Below are 18,647 nucleotides of genomic sequence, written 5' to 3' on the forward strand. Positions count from 1 at the left end.
CGGGCTCAGCGGCCCGACCCCCGCCGCACCAGCAGCGCGAGGTGCAGCCCGGTCTGGGTTTCGCCGTCGTCGAGGTCGAGGCCGAGCAACTGCTCGATGAGCGCGATGCGCTGATAGAACACCGACCGGGACAGATGCGAGGCGGATGCCGCGGCCGTGCGATTGCCCGGATGCTGCAGCATGGCCTCGAGCACGTCCAGCAGGTCACCCCCGCGCTCGAGGTCATGGACGATGAGCGGCGCCAGCATCCGCTCGCCGTGCTCGAGCAGCCGGTGGTCGTCCCGCAGTCCGATGATGAGCTGCTCCAGCGGGCGATCCGCCATCCGCCGCAGCTGCGCCCCGGCGCCGACCCTTCGCCGCCGCCCCCGCGCCAGTGCCACGGCCTCCTGCAGCGATGCGAGAGCGCCCTCCAGGCCGTCTGCAGCGGAGCCGACCGACACGACCACCCGCTCGGCCGCGCCGTCGACGGCGGTGCGCGCGAACGCGAGCGCGGCCGCGTCGTCGAAGGGGACCTCCGGGGGCACGGAGAGCAGTACGGCCGCCGCGGCCGTGCCGACGCCGACGCCGACGGGGGCCGACCCGGACAGGGCGCGTCCCCGGAGGGCACGCGCAGCGCGGTCCACAGATTCGGCGGTTGCGGGGGCTCCGGCGATCACGACGCCGTACAGCCTCGCGCCGACGATCGGCAGGCCCGCAGCCTCGATGCGCGCGGCCGCCCCGGCGACGCCCGCGAAACGTCCGGCGAGAAGTCCGTCGACGAGCCGGCGTCGACCGATGCGGCTCCACTCGTCGCTGTCCCCGTCGGCGAGGCGGCCGAGGGCCAGTGCGATCGCGCCCTGTTCCAGCACGGCTGCGCGGCCCGCGGGGTGCGCCGGGCCGGGCAGGGCGATCAGATGACCCCATCGGATGCCACGCGCCTCGACGGGCACGACGAGCCATTCGTCGAGCGCATGCCCGTGGCCGACAGCCGACGGGTGGCGAGAACCGCGGTGCACGGCGCGCGACTGCACCTCCCACGTCGAGAACAGCTCCTCCTCCTGAGCGAGCGGCACCTCGCCCGCCACCACCTCGTGGGCGAGGTTCTCGAGCACGACAGGCGCGCCCAGCGTATGGGCGAGCTGGTGCACGACGAAGTCGGCGGGCGCGCCGCGGAGGGCAAGGGCGGTGAAGCGCTCGCGCACCTCGTCGCGGGCTTCCAGCGCATGGATCTGGTGCTGGATGATGCGGCGGTGCACCGCTTCGGTCACCGTGACGAACCGCACCTCGCGGTGAAGGACCACCAGCGCCAGCGCGTGCCCGCGGGCCGCATCGACGAGCGCGTCGGGCACGGACCGGTAGTGCACGCCCAGTTCGAGCACGAGGCCCGAGAGACCGGCCGCGGCCAAGCCGGCCACGAACGTCTGCAGCTCGTCCGGCTGATCGGGCCACGCCGATCCGGTCGACAGCAGCAGTTCTCCCCCCACGAGCAGTCGGGCGACGCCGGGGCTGTCGCTGACGTGCACCCACCGCACCGACGCATCGAGGAGTGCACCGCCGACGAGCACCTCGGGAACGCCGTCGACGACCGCGCCCAGTGCGAGGACATCGTGCACCGTGGGAAGTGAGGACTGCGGGTCGTCGGCGACCGGACGGATCGTCCGGATCACCGCGTGTTCGCGACGTTCAGCCATCAGGACTCTTCCTCGTGCTCTGCGATGCTGGGATGGATCGAGCCTAAGCGATGGCCGGTCGATCTGTCCGACAGCCCCGAGGGGAACACCCATGAGTCTTATCCTCCACCGCGTCGACGGCGCGGACACCGGAACCGCCGAGCGCACCGGCCCGGTGTACGACCCCGCCACGGGCGTCGTGCAGCATCGAGTCGCCTTCGCCACCGCAGCCGTCGTCGAGGAGGCCGTCGCGGCGGCCGGAAAAGCTCTGCCCGGCTGGCGTTCCACCGGGTTGATCAAACGCGCCGACGTGTTCTTCCGTCTGCGTCAACTCCTCGTGGAGCGGCAGGACGAGCTCGCTGCGATCATCACGAGCGAGCACGGCAAGGTGCTCTCGGACGCGAAGGGCGAGATCAGCCGGGGCATCGAGAACGTCGAGTTCGCCGCGGGCCTCGTCCACCTGCTGAAGGGCGAACACAGCGAGCAGGTGTCACGGGGCGTGGACGTGCATTCGACGAAGCAGCCCGTCGGTGTCGTCGCGTGCATCACCCCGTTCAACTTCCCGGTGATGGTGCCGCTCTGGATGACGGCGTCCGCCATCGCGTGCGGCAACACGGTGGTCCTCAAGCCCAGCGAAAAGGACCCCAGCGCCTCATTGTTCCTGGCCGACCTGTTCGCCGAGGCCGGCCTTCCCGCCGGCGTCCTCAACGTCGTGCACGGGGACCGGGTCGCCGTCGAGGCGCTCCTGGACTCGCCCGACGTCCGCGCCGTCAGCTTCGTCGGCTCGACTCCGATCGCGCGCACGATCTACGAACGTGCCAGCGCGGCCGGAAAACGCGTGCAGGCCCTCGGCGGCGCCAAGAACCACATGGTTGTCATGCCCGACGCCGATCTCGATTCCGCGGCCGACGCCGCTGTCTCGGCCGCCTATGGTTCGGCCGGGGAGCGCTGCATGGCGGTGTCGGTGCTGGTGGCCGTGGGCGATGCCGTCGCCGATGAACTCATCGCGAAGGTGAGCGAGCGGATCGCATCGCTCGCGATCGGCCCGGGCACCGACGCCGCCAGCGAGATAGGACCGCTCATCACCCGCGAGCATCGCGACAAGGTGGCAGCCTACGTCGCGGGTGCCGCCGCCGAGGGCGCCCGCGTCGTGGTGGACGGGACGGTCCAGATGTTCGACGGGGACGGCTTCTTCATCGGTGTGAGCCTGATCGACGACGTCGCGCCGGGGATGAAGGTCTACGACGAGGAGATCTTCGGGCCCGTGCTCGCGGTCGTGCGGGCGGCAACCTATGCCGACGCGGTCGACCTGATCAATGCCAACCCCTACGCCAACGGCGTCGCCCTCTTCACCCGCGACGGCGGGACGGCACGAGAGTTCGAGTTCGACATCGAGGTGGGCATGGTCGGCATCAACGTCCCGATCCCGGTCCCCGTCGGCGCCTATTCGTTCGGCGGATGGCGCAGTTCGCTCTTCGGCGACTCGCACATCTACGGCCCGGAGTCCATCCACTTCTACACGCGCTCCAAGGTCGTGACGACGCGCTGGCCGGGTCACACCCCCTCGCAGGTCGACCTCGGATTCCCGAGCAACCACTGACGACGCCGCAACCACCCGAATCCGAACGGAGAACCCATGAGCGACACCCTGCTCTCGCCGGCGATCGTCGATCCCGGCGAGGACGCCCGTGTCCGCGCCGACGATCGCGCCCACGTCTTCCACTCCTGGAGTGCGCAGGCACTGATCGATCCGCTGCCGGTCGCGGGAGGTGCCGGCGCCACCTTCTGGGACTACCAGGGCAACTCCTACCTCGACTTCAGCTCGCAGCTGGTGAACCTGAACCTCGGGCACCAGCATCCGGATCTGGTGGCGGCCATCCAGGCGCAGGCGGGCCGGCTCGCGACGATCCAGCCGTCGATGGCGAACGACGTCCGCTCAGATCTCGCACGCCGCATCGCCGAAGTGGCACCCGACGGCATGTCGAAGGTGTTCTTCACGAACGGCGGCGCCGACGCCAATGAGAACGCGGTGCGCATGGCACGCGCGGTCACCGGTCGGCGCAAGGTGCTCGCGGCATATCGCAGCTACCACGGCAACACGACCACGGCGATCTCGCTCACGGGCGACCCGCGGCGCTGGCCGAACGAGCCCGGCGACGGGTCGGTGGCCCGCTTCTTCGGCCCCTACGCCTACCGCTCCGCGTTCCATTCCACGACCCCCGAACAGGAGGCGCAGCGCGCCCTGGAGCACCTCGAGCAGACCATCGTCCTCGAGGGTGCCTCGACGATCGCGGCCGTCATCCTCGAGACGATCGTCGGGACGAACGGCGTGCTCGTGCCTCCTCCGGGTTACCTCGAGGGAGTCCGAGAGCTCTGCGACCGGTACGGCATCGTGTGGATCGCCGACGAGGTGATGGTCGGTTTCGGTCGCGTCGGCGAGTGGTTCGCCTTCCAGGCGTGGAATGCATCGCCCGACCTCATCACCTTCGCGAAGGGCGTGAACTCGGGGTACGTCCCTCTCGGCGGCGTCGTCATATCGGACCGGATCGCCGCTCACTTCGACACCGTCGCGTTCCCCGGCGGCCTGACCTACTCCGGTCACCCGCTCGCCTGCGCGGCCGGCGTGGCGACCTTCCAGGTCTTCGCGCGTGACGGCATCCTCGAGCGTGTCCGCGACCTGGGCGCGCGCGTGGTCGAGCCGCGCCTGCGGGCGATGGCCGAGCGGCACCCCTCGGTCGGGGACGTCCGCGGCCGCGGGCTGTTCTGGGCGATCGAACTCGTCCGCGACCGCGGAACGCGCGAACCCCTCGTGCCCTTCAACGCCGCCGGAGCGGATGCTGCGCCCATGGCCGCGGTCGCCGCGGCGTGCAAGCGAGAGGGCGTCTGGCCGTTCGTCCACTTCAATCGCGTGCACGTCGCACCTCCGCTGGTGATCGGCGAGGAGGACCTGCTCCGCGGTCTGGACGTCATCGACAGGGCACTGGAGGAAGCGGACTCGTCCCTCATCTGACACGCCGGCCGGTCCGACCCGGCGGCTCATCCGACCCCGCGGGCGGCGCTCTTTCCGCGGACGGGCGGCTTCCCTCCATCTGAAGGCAGTGAGGCAGCCCGCGTCAAGCCCCCTGCATCACGATTTTCAGGCGCGTACCGTCGAGTTGTGGGCAATCCAATGGTGTATCGGCCACGAATGCACTGTGCAGGAATGATCTGGCACCGTCGAAGGTTATTTCTTTACTCGGCACCGTTGGTGCCGTTGGAGGGGATCGTGGGCAAGAACTACATCGACATCGAGAACGACCGTGGCGAGACGTTGCGGTACCGCAAGCACGTCAACGGGCGCGGGTTGATCGCGCACGGGGCGAAAGTGCACCCGAGCGCCATCGTCGAGAGCGGCGCCTACATCGAGCCGGGTGTACAGATCGCCGCCGGCGTCCACGTGGGACGCGGCGTGTGGGTCGAGTCCGATGCGCACATCGGCGCTGATGCAGACATCGCTCCGCACGCGCACATCGGCTCGGGAGCGGCCATCGGCGCGGGGGCAAAGATCGGCGTCCGCACGCAGATCGGCACGGGGGCGCGCGTCGCCACCGGTTCGCTGATCGGCGACGACGAGACCGTCGGCGACGGCGAACTCGTCGCGACCGATCGTCGGGGCCTGCGGCTCGCGGCGTAAGCGCCGCGGCCGCACCACCCCACGTCAGGCGAAGACGAACAGCACGAAGCCGATCAACGGCAGCGTGCCCTGGACGAGTGCCGGACGCAAGTATCTCGCCCCCGATGTCAGCAGCACCAGGGATGCAGCGAGCATCGAGCCGAGGCTGAACAGGACGAGCGTGCGTCCGGCGACATCGGCGACGGTGTCGGGGCCACCGGCGAAGAACAGCACTATTCCGAGGATCGCGCCGATGGCCAGGAAGAGGTTGTAGAAGCCCTGGTTGTACGCCATCGGCTTCGTGGTGTCGGCCGCCTGCTGATCGGCGACACCGAATCTCTTCCACACCCGCGGCTGCGTCCACTGCACGCTCTCCATCACGAAGATGTAGACGTGCAGCAGCGCGGCGAGGGCCGCGAAGACGGTCGCGAGTATCGTCACCATGCTCGAACATCCATGCTCGAACCATATCGTCCCGACTACGCTGGCGACGTGGCACAGAGCGGCAGTTCACGGGGGCGAGGGCGGGATTCCGCAGGCCGGCGTCCCGCGAAGGCGTCGGGTCCCGCCGGCCGCCCCCGCAAGGGCGGTGCGGCCCAGCCCGGGGCGAAGCCGGTGCGATCCGCGTCGGCGTCGATCACCGGGCCGGACGTGAAGCCGGCGGCTGCGGCATCCGGACCCTTCGTCCTCGGCGTCATCCCCGGCGCGACGCCCGGGAAGTGGATCGGCACCTGGCGCGAACGTCTGCCCGCCGTGCCGCTCGAACTGGTGCAGCTCTCGGTCCGCGACCAGCGCGCGTCGCTCATCGAGGGGACCGTTGCCGCCGCGCTCGTCCGACTCCCGATCGACACCTCCGGCCTGCACGTGATCGCGCTCTACGACGAGGTTCCCGTCGTGATGATGTCGGCCGATTCGCACCTCACCGCGGCCGACGAACTGACGCTGGCCGACCTGCACGGCGAGATCGTGATCGTGCCGGGCGACGACATCTACGCGCTGACGGTGTCCGGCGCGGTTTCGCCGTCGTTCGACGCACCGACCGAGACCGCCGACGCCGTCGCCACGGTCGCTGCCGGGGTGGGGGTGGTGATCGTTCCGATGTCGCTCGCGCGCGCGCACCAGCGCAAGGACGTCGCACACCGCCCCCTGCGCGACGGACCCGTCTCGACCGTCGCCCTCGCCTGGCGTCAGGACCGCGCGACGCCCCTCGTCGATGTGTTCGTGGGGATCGTCCGCGGACGCACCGCCCAGTCCTCGCGGGAGTGAGGCGGTAGTGCACCCCGACAGCCCCGACCCTGCCACCGACGACGAGCGATGGCTGATCGTCGGCGGACGCCGTTGGCGACGCACCGACCCGTCGCTTCCGGAGCCCGTCGTCGCCGCCCTGAAATCTCACCTCGGTCGAGGACGATCCGGCGTGGGTGCGGCGAAGCGGCAGGGCGACGATGACGCCGTCGCCGCCTCCCGCCGCCGCGTCGGTCTGGCCAAGCACGGTCTCGGCGAGCGAGGTCCGTACTGGTGGGACGAGCCGGAGCCGGCGCGACTCGAACGCGCACGGGAGGCGCTGCGCGAACTCGACGGACTCGACCGCACTGCGGGAGCCTGACAGAGGGGATGTCGCCGACCTGGGTCTCTGCGACATCCCCCCTCGGAACGGCGTTCGGTGATCACGCTCTCGCGCCCCAGGATCACCGTCGCCCCCAGCGGCTGACACCCCCAGACATCATCCGCACGATCCGTCGTTCCGCATATCCAGAGCGGACGACACCCGCCCTGATACACCGCGCCCCGAAAAACTCAGAAGCCCGCCCCGTGGGTCTGGAACGGCGCCACGATGCCGGTGCGGGCGGATGCCGCGGCCAGCGCTTCTGCAGGCGGCAACCCTTCGGCGAGACCGGCGTGCATCGCCCCGAGCAGCTCGCATGCGACGTCATCGGCGACGATCACGGGGGTCGCGACCACGGCGCGGGTACCGGCGTGCAGCCAAGTGCGCGTCATCCCGATCGCCTCCTCCCCCCACCGCACGGCCGAACGCCCGACCTCGCACGCCGACAGCACCACGGTGCTCGGTACGCGCGGCATGCGGTCGATGTCGTACCCGAAGAGCGTTCCGTCGGCCAGCGACAGGCCCGAGAAGAGCGGGTTGTCCAGAGCGTGTCGACCGTGGGCGGCGACGTGCAGCAGATCGACACCCGCGGCGAGCTCGGTGACCGCGTCGACCGTGGCGTCCTCGCCGTGCAGCAGGGATGAGGACGGCCACGCGGATGCCGCGGCCCGCACCTCCTCGAGACCGCGCGCGACGCGCGGGCCCACCGCGAACCCGATCGACCCGTGCTCGACCGCGGGCGACCGGTGCAGCCGCGCCCACCGGGTGGCCGACACCGCCAAGGTGAAGACCCGCCCCTGCAGCGCCGGCAGCACCCCCCAGGGGATGCTGTTGAGCACGCCCGGGACGGTGATGACGATGCGCCGTGCCGACGTGAGTCCGAGAGGTCCGTCCAGCAGCGCCGCCGACAGCGACTCCAGGCGTTCCCGCAGCGAGCGGGCGATGACCTCCGCCATCGGGCCGGTGCGGATGCTCGCCGCCATATCGAGGTCGGCTCGGAGGCCGGGCAGAGCGCGCTGCACGTCGCCCCACCGGTCGACGTCGACGAGCGAGGCGCGCTCCGACGTCACGACGAGCGCATGCATGCCCACGCCGGAGTAGACGAATGCCAGCAGGGCGGTGTCGGAGTCCAGGGCCGACCTCAGCTCCGGCAGGTCGATCCGCTTCTGGAACTCCACCGACCCCGTGGCCGACCACTGTCGCTCGCGTGCGCGGTCGTACAGGGTGGCCGCCCGCGGATCGGAGAGCCACGCGCCGCTCGGATCATCGGCGCGCAGCATCCGCAGCTCTGCGAGTTCCGCGGCGAATTCGGGATCGGGGGGAGGGCGCAGGGGGACGACCTGCTGGCTCAGGTGGCGCGCACGCTCAGACCATTCGAAGACGACCTCGGGGCGGCGGGAGCGGACAGCCGCGTCCAGTCCCGTCCAGATCAGGCTGGCGCCGTGCATGCTGATGGAGGTCTGCAGGTCGAGGCTGCCGTACGTGCGCTGCCACTCGGCGAGCACGTCGAGGCCGCGCGCGGCGTGGCGACGCGACTCGCCGTCCCGCCCGATCGTCGCCGCACGGGCTGCGCGCACCTCGTGCGCCATCAGCCGCACGTCCATCGAAGCATCCGCGGGGATGCGGATCGCTCTGCTCGAACCGTCCATCGCCGCCGCGTGGCGGGCCCGCCAGAGCTCGTGCGCCATGCGCAGCGCCGCCGCCTCACCGCGGAAGCCGCGGTGATCCAGGATCGCGGCGGTGTCGTCGATGTCGTCGCGTCGGAGCTTGCGACGCGGTTCGGGTACGCGTTCGCCTCCCCGGTCGAGGGAGCCGCCCGCGAGCAGCGCGCGCAGTCTGACGGCGCGGGCGCGCGCGGCCCAGGTGTCGTTGCCCAGCGCGCGGAAGCGCCGCTCGGCTGCGCCCGCCGGACGCACGGCACGCTGGGCGTCATGGGTCAGGAGGGATCGGGCGAGATTGAATTCCGCCTCGGCGCGGGATTGCGGCATCCGGAGTGTCCCGAAGAGGCTCGCCGTGCGCTCGAGGATGCGCTCGGCCTCGGTCGACAGGCCCGCGTCGCGGAGCACTTCCGCGCGGTCGACGTCGCCGATCGCGGCGCCGACAGGCGTGGCGGCGGTCACCGGGCGCGCGGCCTGCATGTCCTGCAGGGCGGCGACGATGTCTCCTGCGAGGAGGGCGAAGTACCCGAGGTTGTGACGGGCGTGGGCGGCCTCGACCGGGTGTCCCGCCGCGTCGAACGTCTCGATCGCCACCTCGAGGTCGGCCGCCGCGTCGTCGAGGCGACCGCGCTGCGAGCTGGCGAGGCTCCTGTTGATCCGCACCCGGGCGGCCGAGACGGGGTCGTCGCTGAGCCTGCTGATCGCGCGGGAGAGCCATTTGTGAGCCTCCTCCAGACGGCCGCCGTACATCGCGAGCGCTCCGAGCTGGCCGTTGAGGATGGCGATCGTGTGATCGCTGAGTCCCGGCCCGGCGAGCGCTTCTCGACAGAGCCTCTCGGCCTCGTCCGGGGCGCCGGTGCGCTGCAGGACGAAGGCCCGCGTGCCGACGATGCGCGCGCGCAGGTCGGCGTCCGCCGTGCGCTCAGCGGCGTCCAGCGCGCGCTGCGCCGGGGCGTATCTGCCGTTGTTGCTCAGTTCGACGGCACGCCGATGGAAGTCTTCCGCGGTCCGGGCCACGCCCTCATCATCGTGCACGTGCTCCACGACCGCCACTGCCGTCACTCCGGCGTGAGCCGTGTCGGATGCACGGAAAACCCCCTCGGGAACCTGCATCCGACGCGGCTCGCGGACCGGGACCCAGGTCGCACTCAGCGGCTGGGTGCCAGCGACACCCCGTTCATGGTGTCGTCGAAACCATCGGCGGCCCGGCGCGCGGCCTGGATGAGGCCGGCCGTGTCGGCGATCGACCCGTCCATGAGGCCGGGTTCGAGCGCGGCGGCGAGCGCCCCCGCGACGAAGGGCGCCGCGAAGGACGTTCCGCTCCAGAGCGCGAAACCACCGGTGAAGTCGTCAGGTTTGATGCTCTCGCGGCGCATGCCGTACCGGTCGTTGCGCGACCCCGCCTGCACACCGCCGAGGAACGGTGGTGACGTGCTCAGCACCGCCGCCCCGGGCGCGTAGACCTTCACCCACGCCCCGAGGTTGCTGAACAGCGCGACCGACGCGCGGTGGGGGTTGAGCGCCCCCACGCTCACGTGCGGCGCGGCATCGTCGGGGTCGTCGACCGCGAACTGCGCGCCGGGCCAGTCCCACAGCGCCGCGGGGAAGGCGGGCCGGTCCGTCGCGTCGTTGCCGGCCGAGCAGACGACCGCGCACCCGTGCCGGCGCGCGACGACGAGCAGCTGCGACAGCGTGTGGTCGAACAGCTCGTCCTCGGGGGTCTCGTGGTAATAGCCGAGAGACAGGTTGAGCACGTCGACCCTGCGGCCCCCGTCCTCGACGGGCGTCGTCATCATCTTCACGATCGTCCGAACCGCCAGCATGAACTGGCCCTCCAGCAGAGTGCCGACGCTGTCGGCGACCCGGACCGCGATGATGTCGGCCTCGGGGCAGACCTGACGGATGATGCCGGCGATGAACGTCCCGTGACCGGCCGAGGGATCGAGCGCCCCGTCGTATGCACCCACGATGTCGCCGTGTGTCTCGGGATCGGTCGCGGGGTCGTCCATGCCGATCACCTCGCCGTCGAACGTCGGGGAGCGCGTGACGATCTTCTCCGGCAGCCAGGAGTGCCGGCCGCATCCGGTGTCGAGCACCGCGACGACGGGACGACGACCTTCCGCGGCCAGCTCGCGACGCCGCTCGGGGGCGGGCCCGATGTAGTCGACGACCTGCCTGCCGCCGCTGCCGACCATCGCGTATCCGCCTGTTCCGGGGACGTTGGTGCTCCCGAACGGGTTCGTGCTGCCGTAGGGATTCGTGCTGCCGAACGGATTCGTGCTGCCGAACGGGTTGGTGCTGCCGAAGGGGTTGGTGCTGCCGAACGGGTCGACGCTGAGCACGTGATCGAGCGAGACCCCGGCGAGGTCCCGACCGAACCGCGCCCGCGCACGCTGGAGCAGGCGCCAGGCGTCGATGGGCGGCACGGGCTGGTCGTCCTTGTCGGGGCTCGGCTGAGGGAAGATCTCGACGCGGTGGATCGTCGGCAGATCGAGCTCCCGCCGGGCGCGCTCCGCCCGCTCCACGGCTCGGTCGCGCTCCAGAGGCGTCCCGTCGAGGTTCTGCAGCTCGATCCCCCAGCCGAAATCGGATGCCGCCTCCCGAAGCCGGGTGAGCAGCTCGTCGAGCTCGGCGCCGGTGCTGAGCAGCAGGTGGTCCGCGGCGTACACCGTGGGGTAGGCGTCCACGCCACGCACCGGCTCGCTGCGCGGATCGAGGGGCACCCCCTGCGCGCGTGCCGCGTCGTATCGCCTGCGCCAATCGACCGGACGCTGATCACGCGCATCATCGGAGGCGGAGGGGGGCAGGTCTGTCATGGTCTCTCCTTCGGGTCCGCGTCAGGTGCGCGGGGGCATTGCGGTGTCCGGCCGGTCGGTGCCGGGACGATCGGATGCCGCGGCGGGGGCCGCGGCATCCGATCAGATCTCGAACTGGGGTGTCTGGAACTCGCGCAGCTCGCCGTCGTCGGCCCGCACGACCAGGCGGATGCGCGAGATCCCGGACGCCACCTCGTCGAAGGCGAACCGGCCGTGTTCGGCGGCCTCGGCCGACCGCTCGCTCTCGCCCTGTGCGAGGCGTATGGCAAGGGTGGGCGCGTCGATCCACCCGTCGATGCGGTGCTGACCCGACTCGAGGGTGCTGATGTGCAGCAGCACGTTGGTGCTCCCGTCGCTGAACTGCAGGGTCGCGGTCTCGGCCTCGCCGCGCGTCGCCGAGACCGCCGCTCCCTCCACGAGGGTCAGCAGGGCGTACTCACGACTCAGGTCCTCGACGGCGACGGCCGCCACCATCCGATCGACGAGTCCGGCCGGGACGGGGTCCACCTGCATCCACGCCGTTCGCAGCCGCGCGAAGAGCGCCGCATCGGCCGCGTACCCGTCCGCGGGGTGATCGTCAACGTCCATGGTTCTCTCCTCCCGGTGCCGCGTTCTCCCACAGGGTGCGCAGCTTCGCCAAGCAGCGCTGGCGCGTCGGCCCGATGGAGCCGACGGGCATGGCGAGGTCCGCCGCGATCCGCGCATAGTCCGGGCGCTCATCGAACGCCACGACGCGCAGCAGACGCTGGCAGCGGTCGTTCAACTCCCCCACCAGTCGCCACAGGCGGTGCGATTCGTCGCTGACCGTCACCTCGTCCTCGGCCGAGGCCGCGGTCGGCAGATGCGGCTCCAGCGACTCCGTCTCGGTGGCGTCGGACCGACGATGGAGTTTGCCGACGCGCCAGGCCTCGCGACGCGCGCACGTCGTCAGCCAACCCGAGATCGCGAGCGGCTCGGTGATGGATCCGTGCCGTCGGACGAGCGTCATCCACGTCGTCTGGACGACGTCCTCCGCGAGCGCACTGTCGAGGCCGTAGGCGCGGACGACATGCCAGAGCACAGGGGTCATGATGCGCACGAGCTCGTCCATCGCGCGGGTGTCTCCCTCGCGCCAGCGCAGGAACAGGGCGGCCGCACGTTCCCACCGCGGGAGGCCGCTCGCGTCGCCGGCGCCGGCGGACGCGTCGGTCGGGTCGGTCGGGTCGGCCGCACCCGCACGATCGATCGCCGTCATAGCGCCCATTGTCTCCACACAGACAGGGAGTGCGATAGGGCAATCGGTGATACATCCGTCATCGCGTTCGTCCGCGGGCGCCGCCGCCATAGACTCCCTGCATGACGACCGCGCCCCTGCTCTACGTCTGCGTGCGTCCCCAGAAGGGGGCCGCGGCCGCCGAGTACGAGTCCTTCCGGCGCGCGACGCGGCTCGACGAGACGCGCCTGCATCAGCACGACCTCGTGGCGGAGGCGCTGCCCGCGGACGCGTTCGAGAAGTACAGCGGGTTCCTGGTCGGGGGCAGCCCTTTCAACGTGACCGATCCCGAGACGAGCAAGCACGACGTGCAGCGGCGGCTCGAGGGCGATCTCGCCCGCATCGCCGATCGCGTGCTGGACGGGTCGGCTCCGCCGGTCGCCGCGATCTTCACCTGCTACGGGATCGGCGTCGTGACGAGGATGCTGGGGGGCACGGTCTCTCGCGGATACCCGGAGGACACCGGGCCTATGACCGTGACCCTCACGCCGGCCGGCCAGGGAGACGACCTCCTCGGCGGGCTCGCGTCGCAGTTCGCCGCCCTGACCGCGCACAAAGAGGGTTCGGCCGAGGTCCCCCCCGGTGCCGAGCTGCTGGCCGTCAACGACGCGTGCCCCGTGCAGGCCTACCGGGTCGGCGAGCGCCTCTACGCTACGCAGTTCCACCCCGAGCCGACGACGAAGGCCTTCACCGAGCGGATGGCCGTCTACCGAGACGACGGCTACTTCGCGGCGAACGACTACAAGGCCGTCGCCGGTCGTGTGCTCGCGGCATCCGTCACCGAGCCGGCGCGGATGCTGCGTGCCTTCGCGCGGTCGTTCGGCCCCGCCGACGCCGCCTGACGACGGCGCGATCCTCGCACCGATCCGTGCGGGGTGGTGTCAGTCCCCTTGCGGGCGGAGCATCCGCAGCCCGGCGACCAGGAGCGCCGGCACGAGGACGGCCACGGCGACGATGACGGCGGTCACGCCGATCCCCGTGCTGTGCGGCTCCCCCGTCAGCCGACCCACCGCCAGCCATGTCAGTCCCCACGCGAGGGCGAGGCCGGGCGCGATGCGCCAGCCGCTGATCCACGCGATCGCGATCCCGATGACGGCGACGACGACGAGCACGGCGATGCCGATGGGGGTCGCGGCATCCGCCCACTCGGCGGGCACGCTCACCGTCAGCCACGCGGCCGTGTTGGCCACCGTCGCGAGGGTGACCCACCCGAGGTGCAGTCCGGTCACGCCGTCGATGAGGATCGCGTCGACCAGGCCGTCGTCGGGAACCCGCGTGACGACCGCACGGTGGAACGTGAACCCCAGGGCGATCAGCAGGGCGACGATCGCGAGGACCGTCAGCGGCAGGGTCGCGAACTGCGCGACGACGAGCCAGAGCCCGTTGAGCACCGCGGTCAGGGCGATCAGCCAGCCGAGCTCGCGCTGACGCGAGTTCGCGCGCTGCTGGGGCAGCGCCTGCCAGATCGTGTAGATGATCAGCCCGACGTAGATGACGGACCAGATCGAGAACGCCTGGCGGGCGGGCGCCAGATAGGAGGCATCCGCGTCGAGGGCACCGTTCTGCAGGTCCTGCACGGCCGAGCCACCAAACAGGCCGATGCCGACCATCGCGCCGATCAGCATGAACGACACCGCCGAGATCACGACGATCTGGCGGACGAGATCGAGGCCGACCGGAGTCTGGGAAGCGCGCGACGAGTGTGCCATGTGATCGAGACTAAGCGGATCGGGGGCGTGCGCATCGGGGCTTGACATGCCCGGCTGCGGAAACGGCGCTCACTCGAGCGGACCCACGACCACGGCCGCCTCGGACGGCACGACCACTTCCCCGTCGTCGACCTCGGCCGCGGCATCCGTCGTCAGCAGGATGCCGCGGCCCGCCGAGACATCCCACGCGACCGGCTCCGTGGTCAGGTTCACCAGCACCGACAGCTCGCCGTGTGCGAAAGCGAACGCGCGGTCGGCGGGGTCGCTCGACTCCTGGGAGCCGCTCGCGGCGGCCAGAGTGGCGAAAGCCGGGTCGGTCAGCGACGGCCAGCGCCGTCGCAGCGCTCCGAGGTCGCGGTAGAGCTGCAGGAGGCGCGCGTGATCATCCTGCTCGACCTCGCTCCAGTCCAGCTTGGAGCGCTCGAAGGTCTGCGGATCCTGCGGGTTGGGAACCAGCGACTCATCCCACCCCATCTTCGTGAACTCCTCGAGACGCCCGTGTGAGACCGCGTCGCCGAGCTCGGGTTCGGGGTGCGACGTGAAGAACTGCCAGGGCGTCGACGCGCCCCACTCCTCACCCATGAACAGCATCGGGGTGTACGGAGAAAGCAGCGTGAGCACCGCGGTCACGGCGAGGCGCCGGTACGACAGATGCTGACTGAGCCGGTCGCCGGCGGCGCGGTTGCCGATCTGGTCGTGGTCCTGCGCAAAGGTGACCAGGCGGGAGGTCGGCACCGTCGCGGGGATGGGGAATCCATGATCGCTGCCGCGGAACGACGAGTACGTGCCGTTGTGGAAGAACCCGTCGGTCCACACCTTGGGAAGCGCCTCGAGGGCCGCGAAGTCCTCGTAGTAGCCGGCCGTCTCGCCGGTCACCGCGACGTGCACCGCGTGGTGGTAGTCGTCGCTCCACTGACCTGCGAGACCGTAGCCTCCGGCCTCGCGCGGCATGATGAGCTTCGGGTCGTTGAGGTCGGACTCGGCGATCAGAGTCAGCGGCCGCCCCAGGTGTGCGGCGAGCGCGTCGGATGCCTCGGCCAGCTCCTGCAGGATGTGCACGTCGCTCGTGTCGTGCAGAGCGTGGACGGCGTCCAGTCTCAGGCCGTCGACGTGGTAGTCCCGCATCCACATCAGCGCGTTCTGCACGATGTAGTCGCGTACGACCGGCTCATCGAGGTTCACGGAGTCGCCCCACGAGTTGCGGGTGCCCTCGCGCAGGTAGGGGCCGAACTCCGGCAGGTAGTTGCCGCTCGGTCCGAGGTGGTTGTAGACGACGTCCTGGATCACCGCGAGACCCCGCGCGTGGGCGGCGTCGACGAACCGCTGGTACGCCGCGGGTCCGCCGTAGGCCTCGTGGACGGTGTACCAGAGCACGCCGTCGTAGCCCCAGTTCCAGACGCCGTTGAAGCCGTTCACCGGCAGCAGCTCGACATGGGTCACACCCAGATCGGCGACGTGGTCGAGGCGCTCGATCGCCGAGTCGAGCGTGCCGCCCGGCGTGAACGTGCCGAGGTGCAGCTCGTAGATGAGGGCGCCCGCGAGGTGGCGCCCCGTCCACTCGCGGTCGGTCCACGCGAAGACCGACGGATCGAACACCGCGGATGCCCCGTGCACTCCCCACGGCTGGCGGCGCGAGCGCGGGTCGGGCCGAAGCTCGTCGCCGTCGCCCAGCACGAACCCGTACTCATCGCCGTCGGCGAGCGCGACCTCGGCGCTCCACCAACCGCCGTCGACGGCCGTCAGCTCGAGGTCGTCCTGGTCGGGCCGGCGCAGCCGGACCCGTTCGGCCCGGGGTGCCCACACATCCACGCTCATCGTCTTCCCTCTCCATCACTCATGCGTACGACCGCTCGGCGAAATGCGGGTCGAGACCGGGGCGCCGCTCACTCCGCCACCAGCAGCGCCACGGGGTACACCGACAGCACCTCCGACAGCCGCAGCGTCGAACCGTCGAAGCGGCGCCCGGTGAAAGCATCCGTCACCGCACCTGCGTGCCGCAGGAGGGCGGTGTCACCCCATCCTCCGCGGGCCTCCAGCCCGACCGGCAGCCGGGTCGCGACGACGAGGGCCCCGCCCCGGTCATAGGCGATCGCGTGATCCGCACCCGGACCCACCACCGTCATCGGGGTGTATCGCGCGAAGAGCTCGGGGCGGTCGCGACGCAGCCGCAGGGCGCGGGAGACGACCAGGAGCTTCGCCGCACCGGTCTCGTCCACGGGCGGCACGAGGCCCCCGTCGAGCTCGGCGAGCAGCCGACGTCGCTCCTCGTAGTCGACGGCGCGGCGGTTGTCGGGGTCGACGAGCGACGTCTCCCAGAGCTCGCTGCCCTGGTAGACGTCGGGGACGCCGGGGCCCGCGAGCTGCAGCAGCTTGAGGGAGAGCGAATTCGACCAGCCGGGCGCCGAGATCTCGGCGACGAAGCCGCGCAGGAGTGCCGCGAGATCGGCGTCGTCGAACACCGCGTCGACCAGCACGTGCATACCGTCTTCGAATGCGGCGTCGGGGTCGAACCAGTTCGTCCGCTCGGCTGCTTCGCGGGCGGCCTTCTCGGCATAGTCGTGCAGCCGCTCGCGCGATGCGGGCCACGAGCCGACGATCGCCTGATAGAGCAGGTTGTCGAACGGACCGTGACCCGTCGACGCGATCGCGCGGGAGGCGTCGAGCACATCGGCCCAGCGCTGCGGGACCTCCGCGAGCACGTCGAGGCGCGCGCGGACGTCTTCGCCCCGCTTCGTGTCGTGCGTCGACAGTGTCGTCATCGCGCGCGGCCACCCCGACTGCCGCGTCGCCTGCGCACGGTGGTACTCGTCGACCGTCGACGAGAAGAGCCCCGGGTCTCCCCCCACCTCGGTGAGAGAGCCCAACCGCGTGTAGCGGTAGAACGCGCGGTCCTCCACGCCCTTGGCCATCACCGGTCCCGCCGTCTGCTGGAAGCGCTGCGCGACCTCCTCGGACGGGTCGGCGAGCACCGGAACGAGTGCGTCGATCGCATCGGTCAGATCAGGACGGTGAGCGGATGCCGCGGCCGCCGCCTGCGCGAGCCACCTGCGTCCGGCCGGGAGGTAGGAACGGTAGGTCGGGAAGCAGGCCAGCAGTTCGGCGAGGGCATCGCGCGCCCGCTCGGGCGGGAGGTCGATCGATGCGGGCAGGGTACGGACAAGTCGGCCCACTTCGGCGGCCTGGGTGGTGTCTGCCACGTCGCGCTTCGTGTCGTGGATCAGCTCGTGCCAGCTCTGCGGCTCGGGCAGGTCCGTGCCCGCCCGGAGCCGCGCGTCCAGCGCGTCCAGCAGATCCTCGCCGCTCGCGTCGATGAGCACGCGTTCCCCCTCGCCGAGGGCGTCGTACCCGGTCGTGCCGTCGGTCTCCCACCACGCGGCGAGCGCTTCGGGCTCACCCTGCACGTCGGGCTCGAGGATCTTCTCGACCACGACGTAGGTGCCGTCGGTCGCCGCCGCGAGCCGCTCGAGGTAGGCCCCGGGGTCGCGCAGGCCGTCGGGGTGGTCGATCCGCAGACCGTCCGCGAGGCCCTCGCGGATCCACCGGACGACCTCGGCGTGTGTCTCGTCGAACACCCAGGGCACCTCGACGCGCACCCCCGCGAGGGTGGTCACGGTGAAGAAGCGGCGGTGATTGAGCGCGGTCGCCTCGTCGCGCCAGAAGCTCAGCTCGTAGTGCTGTGCGTCCGCGATCGAGCGCACCGTCGCGGCGTCGCGCAGGTCGGCGCCCGCCGGCACCGACCCCGGCGCCAACGGCAGCACGTGGTCGAAGTAGCGCAGTGTGCCGAAGGGCGCGCGGCGCGAGGCATCCGTCCGGATCTCGATGTCGGCGATCGCTTCGTCGAGCGGGGAGCCGAGGACAGGGACCCGCACGCGGTCGTGGCCGTAGTCCCAGTCGATGTCGAACGCCTCGGCGTAGCTCGAGTCGCGCCCGTGCGTGAGGAGGTCCCACCACCAGTGGTTCTCCCGCGGATCCGCGATGCCCATGTGGTTCGGCACGATGTCGATCAGGATGCCCAGGCCCGCGGCCCGCGCGGCCACTGCGAAACGGTCGAGGCCGTCCGCTCCGCCCCTGGCCGGGTCGACCCGGGTGGGATCGACGACGTCGTAGCCGTGGTCCGACCCGGTCGCTGCCGTGAGCAGAGGCGACAGGTACGCCCACCCCACCCCGAGGTCGCGCAGGTAGTCCGTGACGGCGGCCGCCGCATCCAGATCGAAGGCCTGCCGGATCTGCAGGCGGTAGGTCGATGACGGGTGCTCAGACATGGGGCGTCCTCTCGCGGGGTGACCCGCCTATGGAGTGCAGAGT

Annotated in this window: 15 protein-coding genes; 6 read left to right on the forward strand and 9 right to left on the reverse strand. The window is 71.1% G+C overall.

Annotated features, from left to right (window positions below; translation table 11 throughout):
• Window positions 1-5: 5 nt before the first annotated feature.
• Window positions 6-1,670 (reverse strand): PucR family transcriptional regulator, encoded by a 1,665-nt coding sequence (locus ACFXOO_RS13380; protein WP_394563846.1) that lies wholly within the window; start codon window positions 1,668-1,670, stop codon window positions 6-8.
• Between the two features lie 91 nt (window positions 1,671-1,761).
• On the opposite strand from ACFXOO_RS13380, the gene ACFXOO_RS13385 reads away from it, so the two are divergent.
• The 3 genes from ACFXOO_RS13385 to ACFXOO_RS13395 all read left to right on the forward strand — a co-directional run bounded on the left by ACFXOO_RS13385 (window position 1,762) and on the right by ACFXOO_RS13395 (window position 5,322).
• Window positions 1,762-3,249, forward strand: coding sequence for a CoA-acylating methylmalonate-semialdehyde dehydrogenase (locus tag ACFXOO_RS13385; RefSeq protein ID WP_378841635.1), 1,488 nt, complete (start codon window positions 1,762-1,764; stop codon window positions 3,247-3,249).
• Window positions 3,250-3,285: 36 nt separating this feature from the next.
• Window positions 3,286-4,659 carry an aspartate aminotransferase family protein gene (locus ACFXOO_RS13390; RefSeq protein ID WP_394563847.1) on the forward strand — a complete coding sequence of 458 codons (1,374 nt, stop codon included), beginning with the start codon at window positions 3,286-3,288 and terminating at the stop codon, window positions 4,657-4,659.
• 255 nt (window positions 4,660-4,914) lie between these two features.
• A complete protein-coding gene (locus ACFXOO_RS13395; protein WP_378841730.1) occupies window positions 4,915-5,322 on the forward strand; it encodes a transferase in 408 nt (135 codons plus the stop codon).
• A 24-nt stretch (window positions 5,323-5,346) separates the two neighbouring features.
• On the opposite strand, the gene ACFXOO_RS13400 is transcribed toward ACFXOO_RS13395, so the two are convergent.
• On the reverse strand, window positions 5,347-5,745 hold the full coding sequence (locus tag ACFXOO_RS13400; RefSeq protein WP_394563848.1) for a DUF1304 domain-containing protein: 399 nt from the start codon (window positions 5,743-5,745) through the stop codon (window positions 5,347-5,349).
• Between the two features lie 48 nt (window positions 5,746-5,793).
• Here ACFXOO_RS13400 and ACFXOO_RS13405 point away from each other — a divergent pair, with 48 nt between their 5' ends.
• Entirely contained in the window at window positions 5,794-6,567 is a 774-nt protein-coding gene (locus tag ACFXOO_RS13405) for a LysR substrate-binding domain-containing protein (RefSeq protein ID WP_394563849.1), read from the forward strand.
• A gap of 7 nt (window positions 6,568-6,574) precedes the next feature.
• Window positions 6,575-6,907 (forward strand): biopolymer transporter Tol, encoded by a 333-nt coding sequence (locus ACFXOO_RS13410; protein WP_378854252.1) that lies wholly within the window; start codon window positions 6,575-6,577, stop codon window positions 6,905-6,907.
• A 191-nt stretch (window positions 6,908-7,098) separates the two neighbouring features.
• Here the strand turns inward: ACFXOO_RS13410 and ACFXOO_RS13415 are convergent, their stop codons facing one another.
• From ACFXOO_RS13415 to ACFXOO_RS13430, 4 genes are all read right to left on the reverse strand, one after another.
• The gene (locus tag ACFXOO_RS13415) at window positions 7,099-9,678 is read right to left on the reverse strand and encodes a CHAT domain-containing protein (RefSeq protein WP_394563850.1); all 2,580 of its coding nucleotides are present in this window, start codon (window positions 9,676-9,678) and stop codon (window positions 7,099-7,101) included.
• Window positions 9,679-9,713: 35 nt separating this feature from the next.
• A complete protein-coding gene (locus ACFXOO_RS13420; RefSeq protein ID WP_394563851.1) occupies window positions 9,714-11,381 on the reverse strand; it encodes a S8 family peptidase in 1,668 nt (555 codons plus the stop codon).
• 102 nt (window positions 11,382-11,483) lie between these two features.
• On the reverse strand, window positions 11,484-11,969 hold the full coding sequence (locus tag ACFXOO_RS13425; RefSeq protein WP_378841649.1) for a hypothetical protein: 486 nt from the start codon (window positions 11,967-11,969) through the stop codon (window positions 11,484-11,486).
• On the reverse strand, window positions 11,959-12,615 hold the full coding sequence (locus ACFXOO_RS13430) for an RNA polymerase sigma factor (protein WP_394563852.1): 657 nt from the start codon (window positions 12,613-12,615) through the stop codon (window positions 11,959-11,961). The genes ACFXOO_RS13425 and ACFXOO_RS13430 overlap by 11 nt, the downstream gene beginning before the upstream one ends.
• A 101-nt stretch (window positions 12,616-12,716) precedes the next feature.
• Between ACFXOO_RS13430 and ACFXOO_RS13435 the strand changes: the two genes are divergently transcribed.
• A complete protein-coding gene (locus ACFXOO_RS13435; protein WP_394563853.1) occupies window positions 12,717-13,475 on the forward strand; it encodes a GMP synthase in 759 nt (252 codons plus the stop codon).
• 39 nt (window positions 13,476-13,514) lie between these two features.
• Here ACFXOO_RS13435 and ACFXOO_RS13440 read toward each other — a convergent pair whose 3' ends face one another.
• The 3 genes from ACFXOO_RS13440 to treY form a co-directional block, all read right to left on the reverse strand.
• Window positions 13,515-14,342 carry a tryptophan-rich sensory protein gene (locus ACFXOO_RS13440; RefSeq protein ID WP_394563855.1) on the reverse strand — a complete coding sequence of 276 codons (828 nt, stop codon included), beginning with the start codon at window positions 14,340-14,342 and terminating at the stop codon, window positions 13,515-13,517.
• A gap of 69 nt (window positions 14,343-14,411) precedes the next feature.
• Window positions 14,412-16,157: a malto-oligosyltrehalose trehalohydrolase gene (gene treZ / locus ACFXOO_RS13445; protein WP_394563856.1), complete on the reverse strand. Its 1,746-nt coding sequence runs from the start codon at window positions 16,155-16,157 to the stop codon at window positions 14,412-14,414.
• Window positions 16,158-16,225: 68 nt separating this feature from the next.
• Window positions 16,226-18,604: a malto-oligosyltrehalose synthase gene (treY, locus tag ACFXOO_RS13450; RefSeq protein WP_394563857.1), complete on the reverse strand. Its 2,379-nt coding sequence runs from the start codon at window positions 18,602-18,604 to the stop codon at window positions 16,226-16,228.
• Window positions 18,605-18,647: the final 43 nt, after the last annotated feature.

The sequence above is a fragment of the Microbacterium sp. P03 genome (assembly GCF_043556235.1).
Classification (GTDB): domain Bacteria; phylum Actinomycetota; class Actinomycetes; order Actinomycetales; family Microbacteriaceae; genus Microbacterium.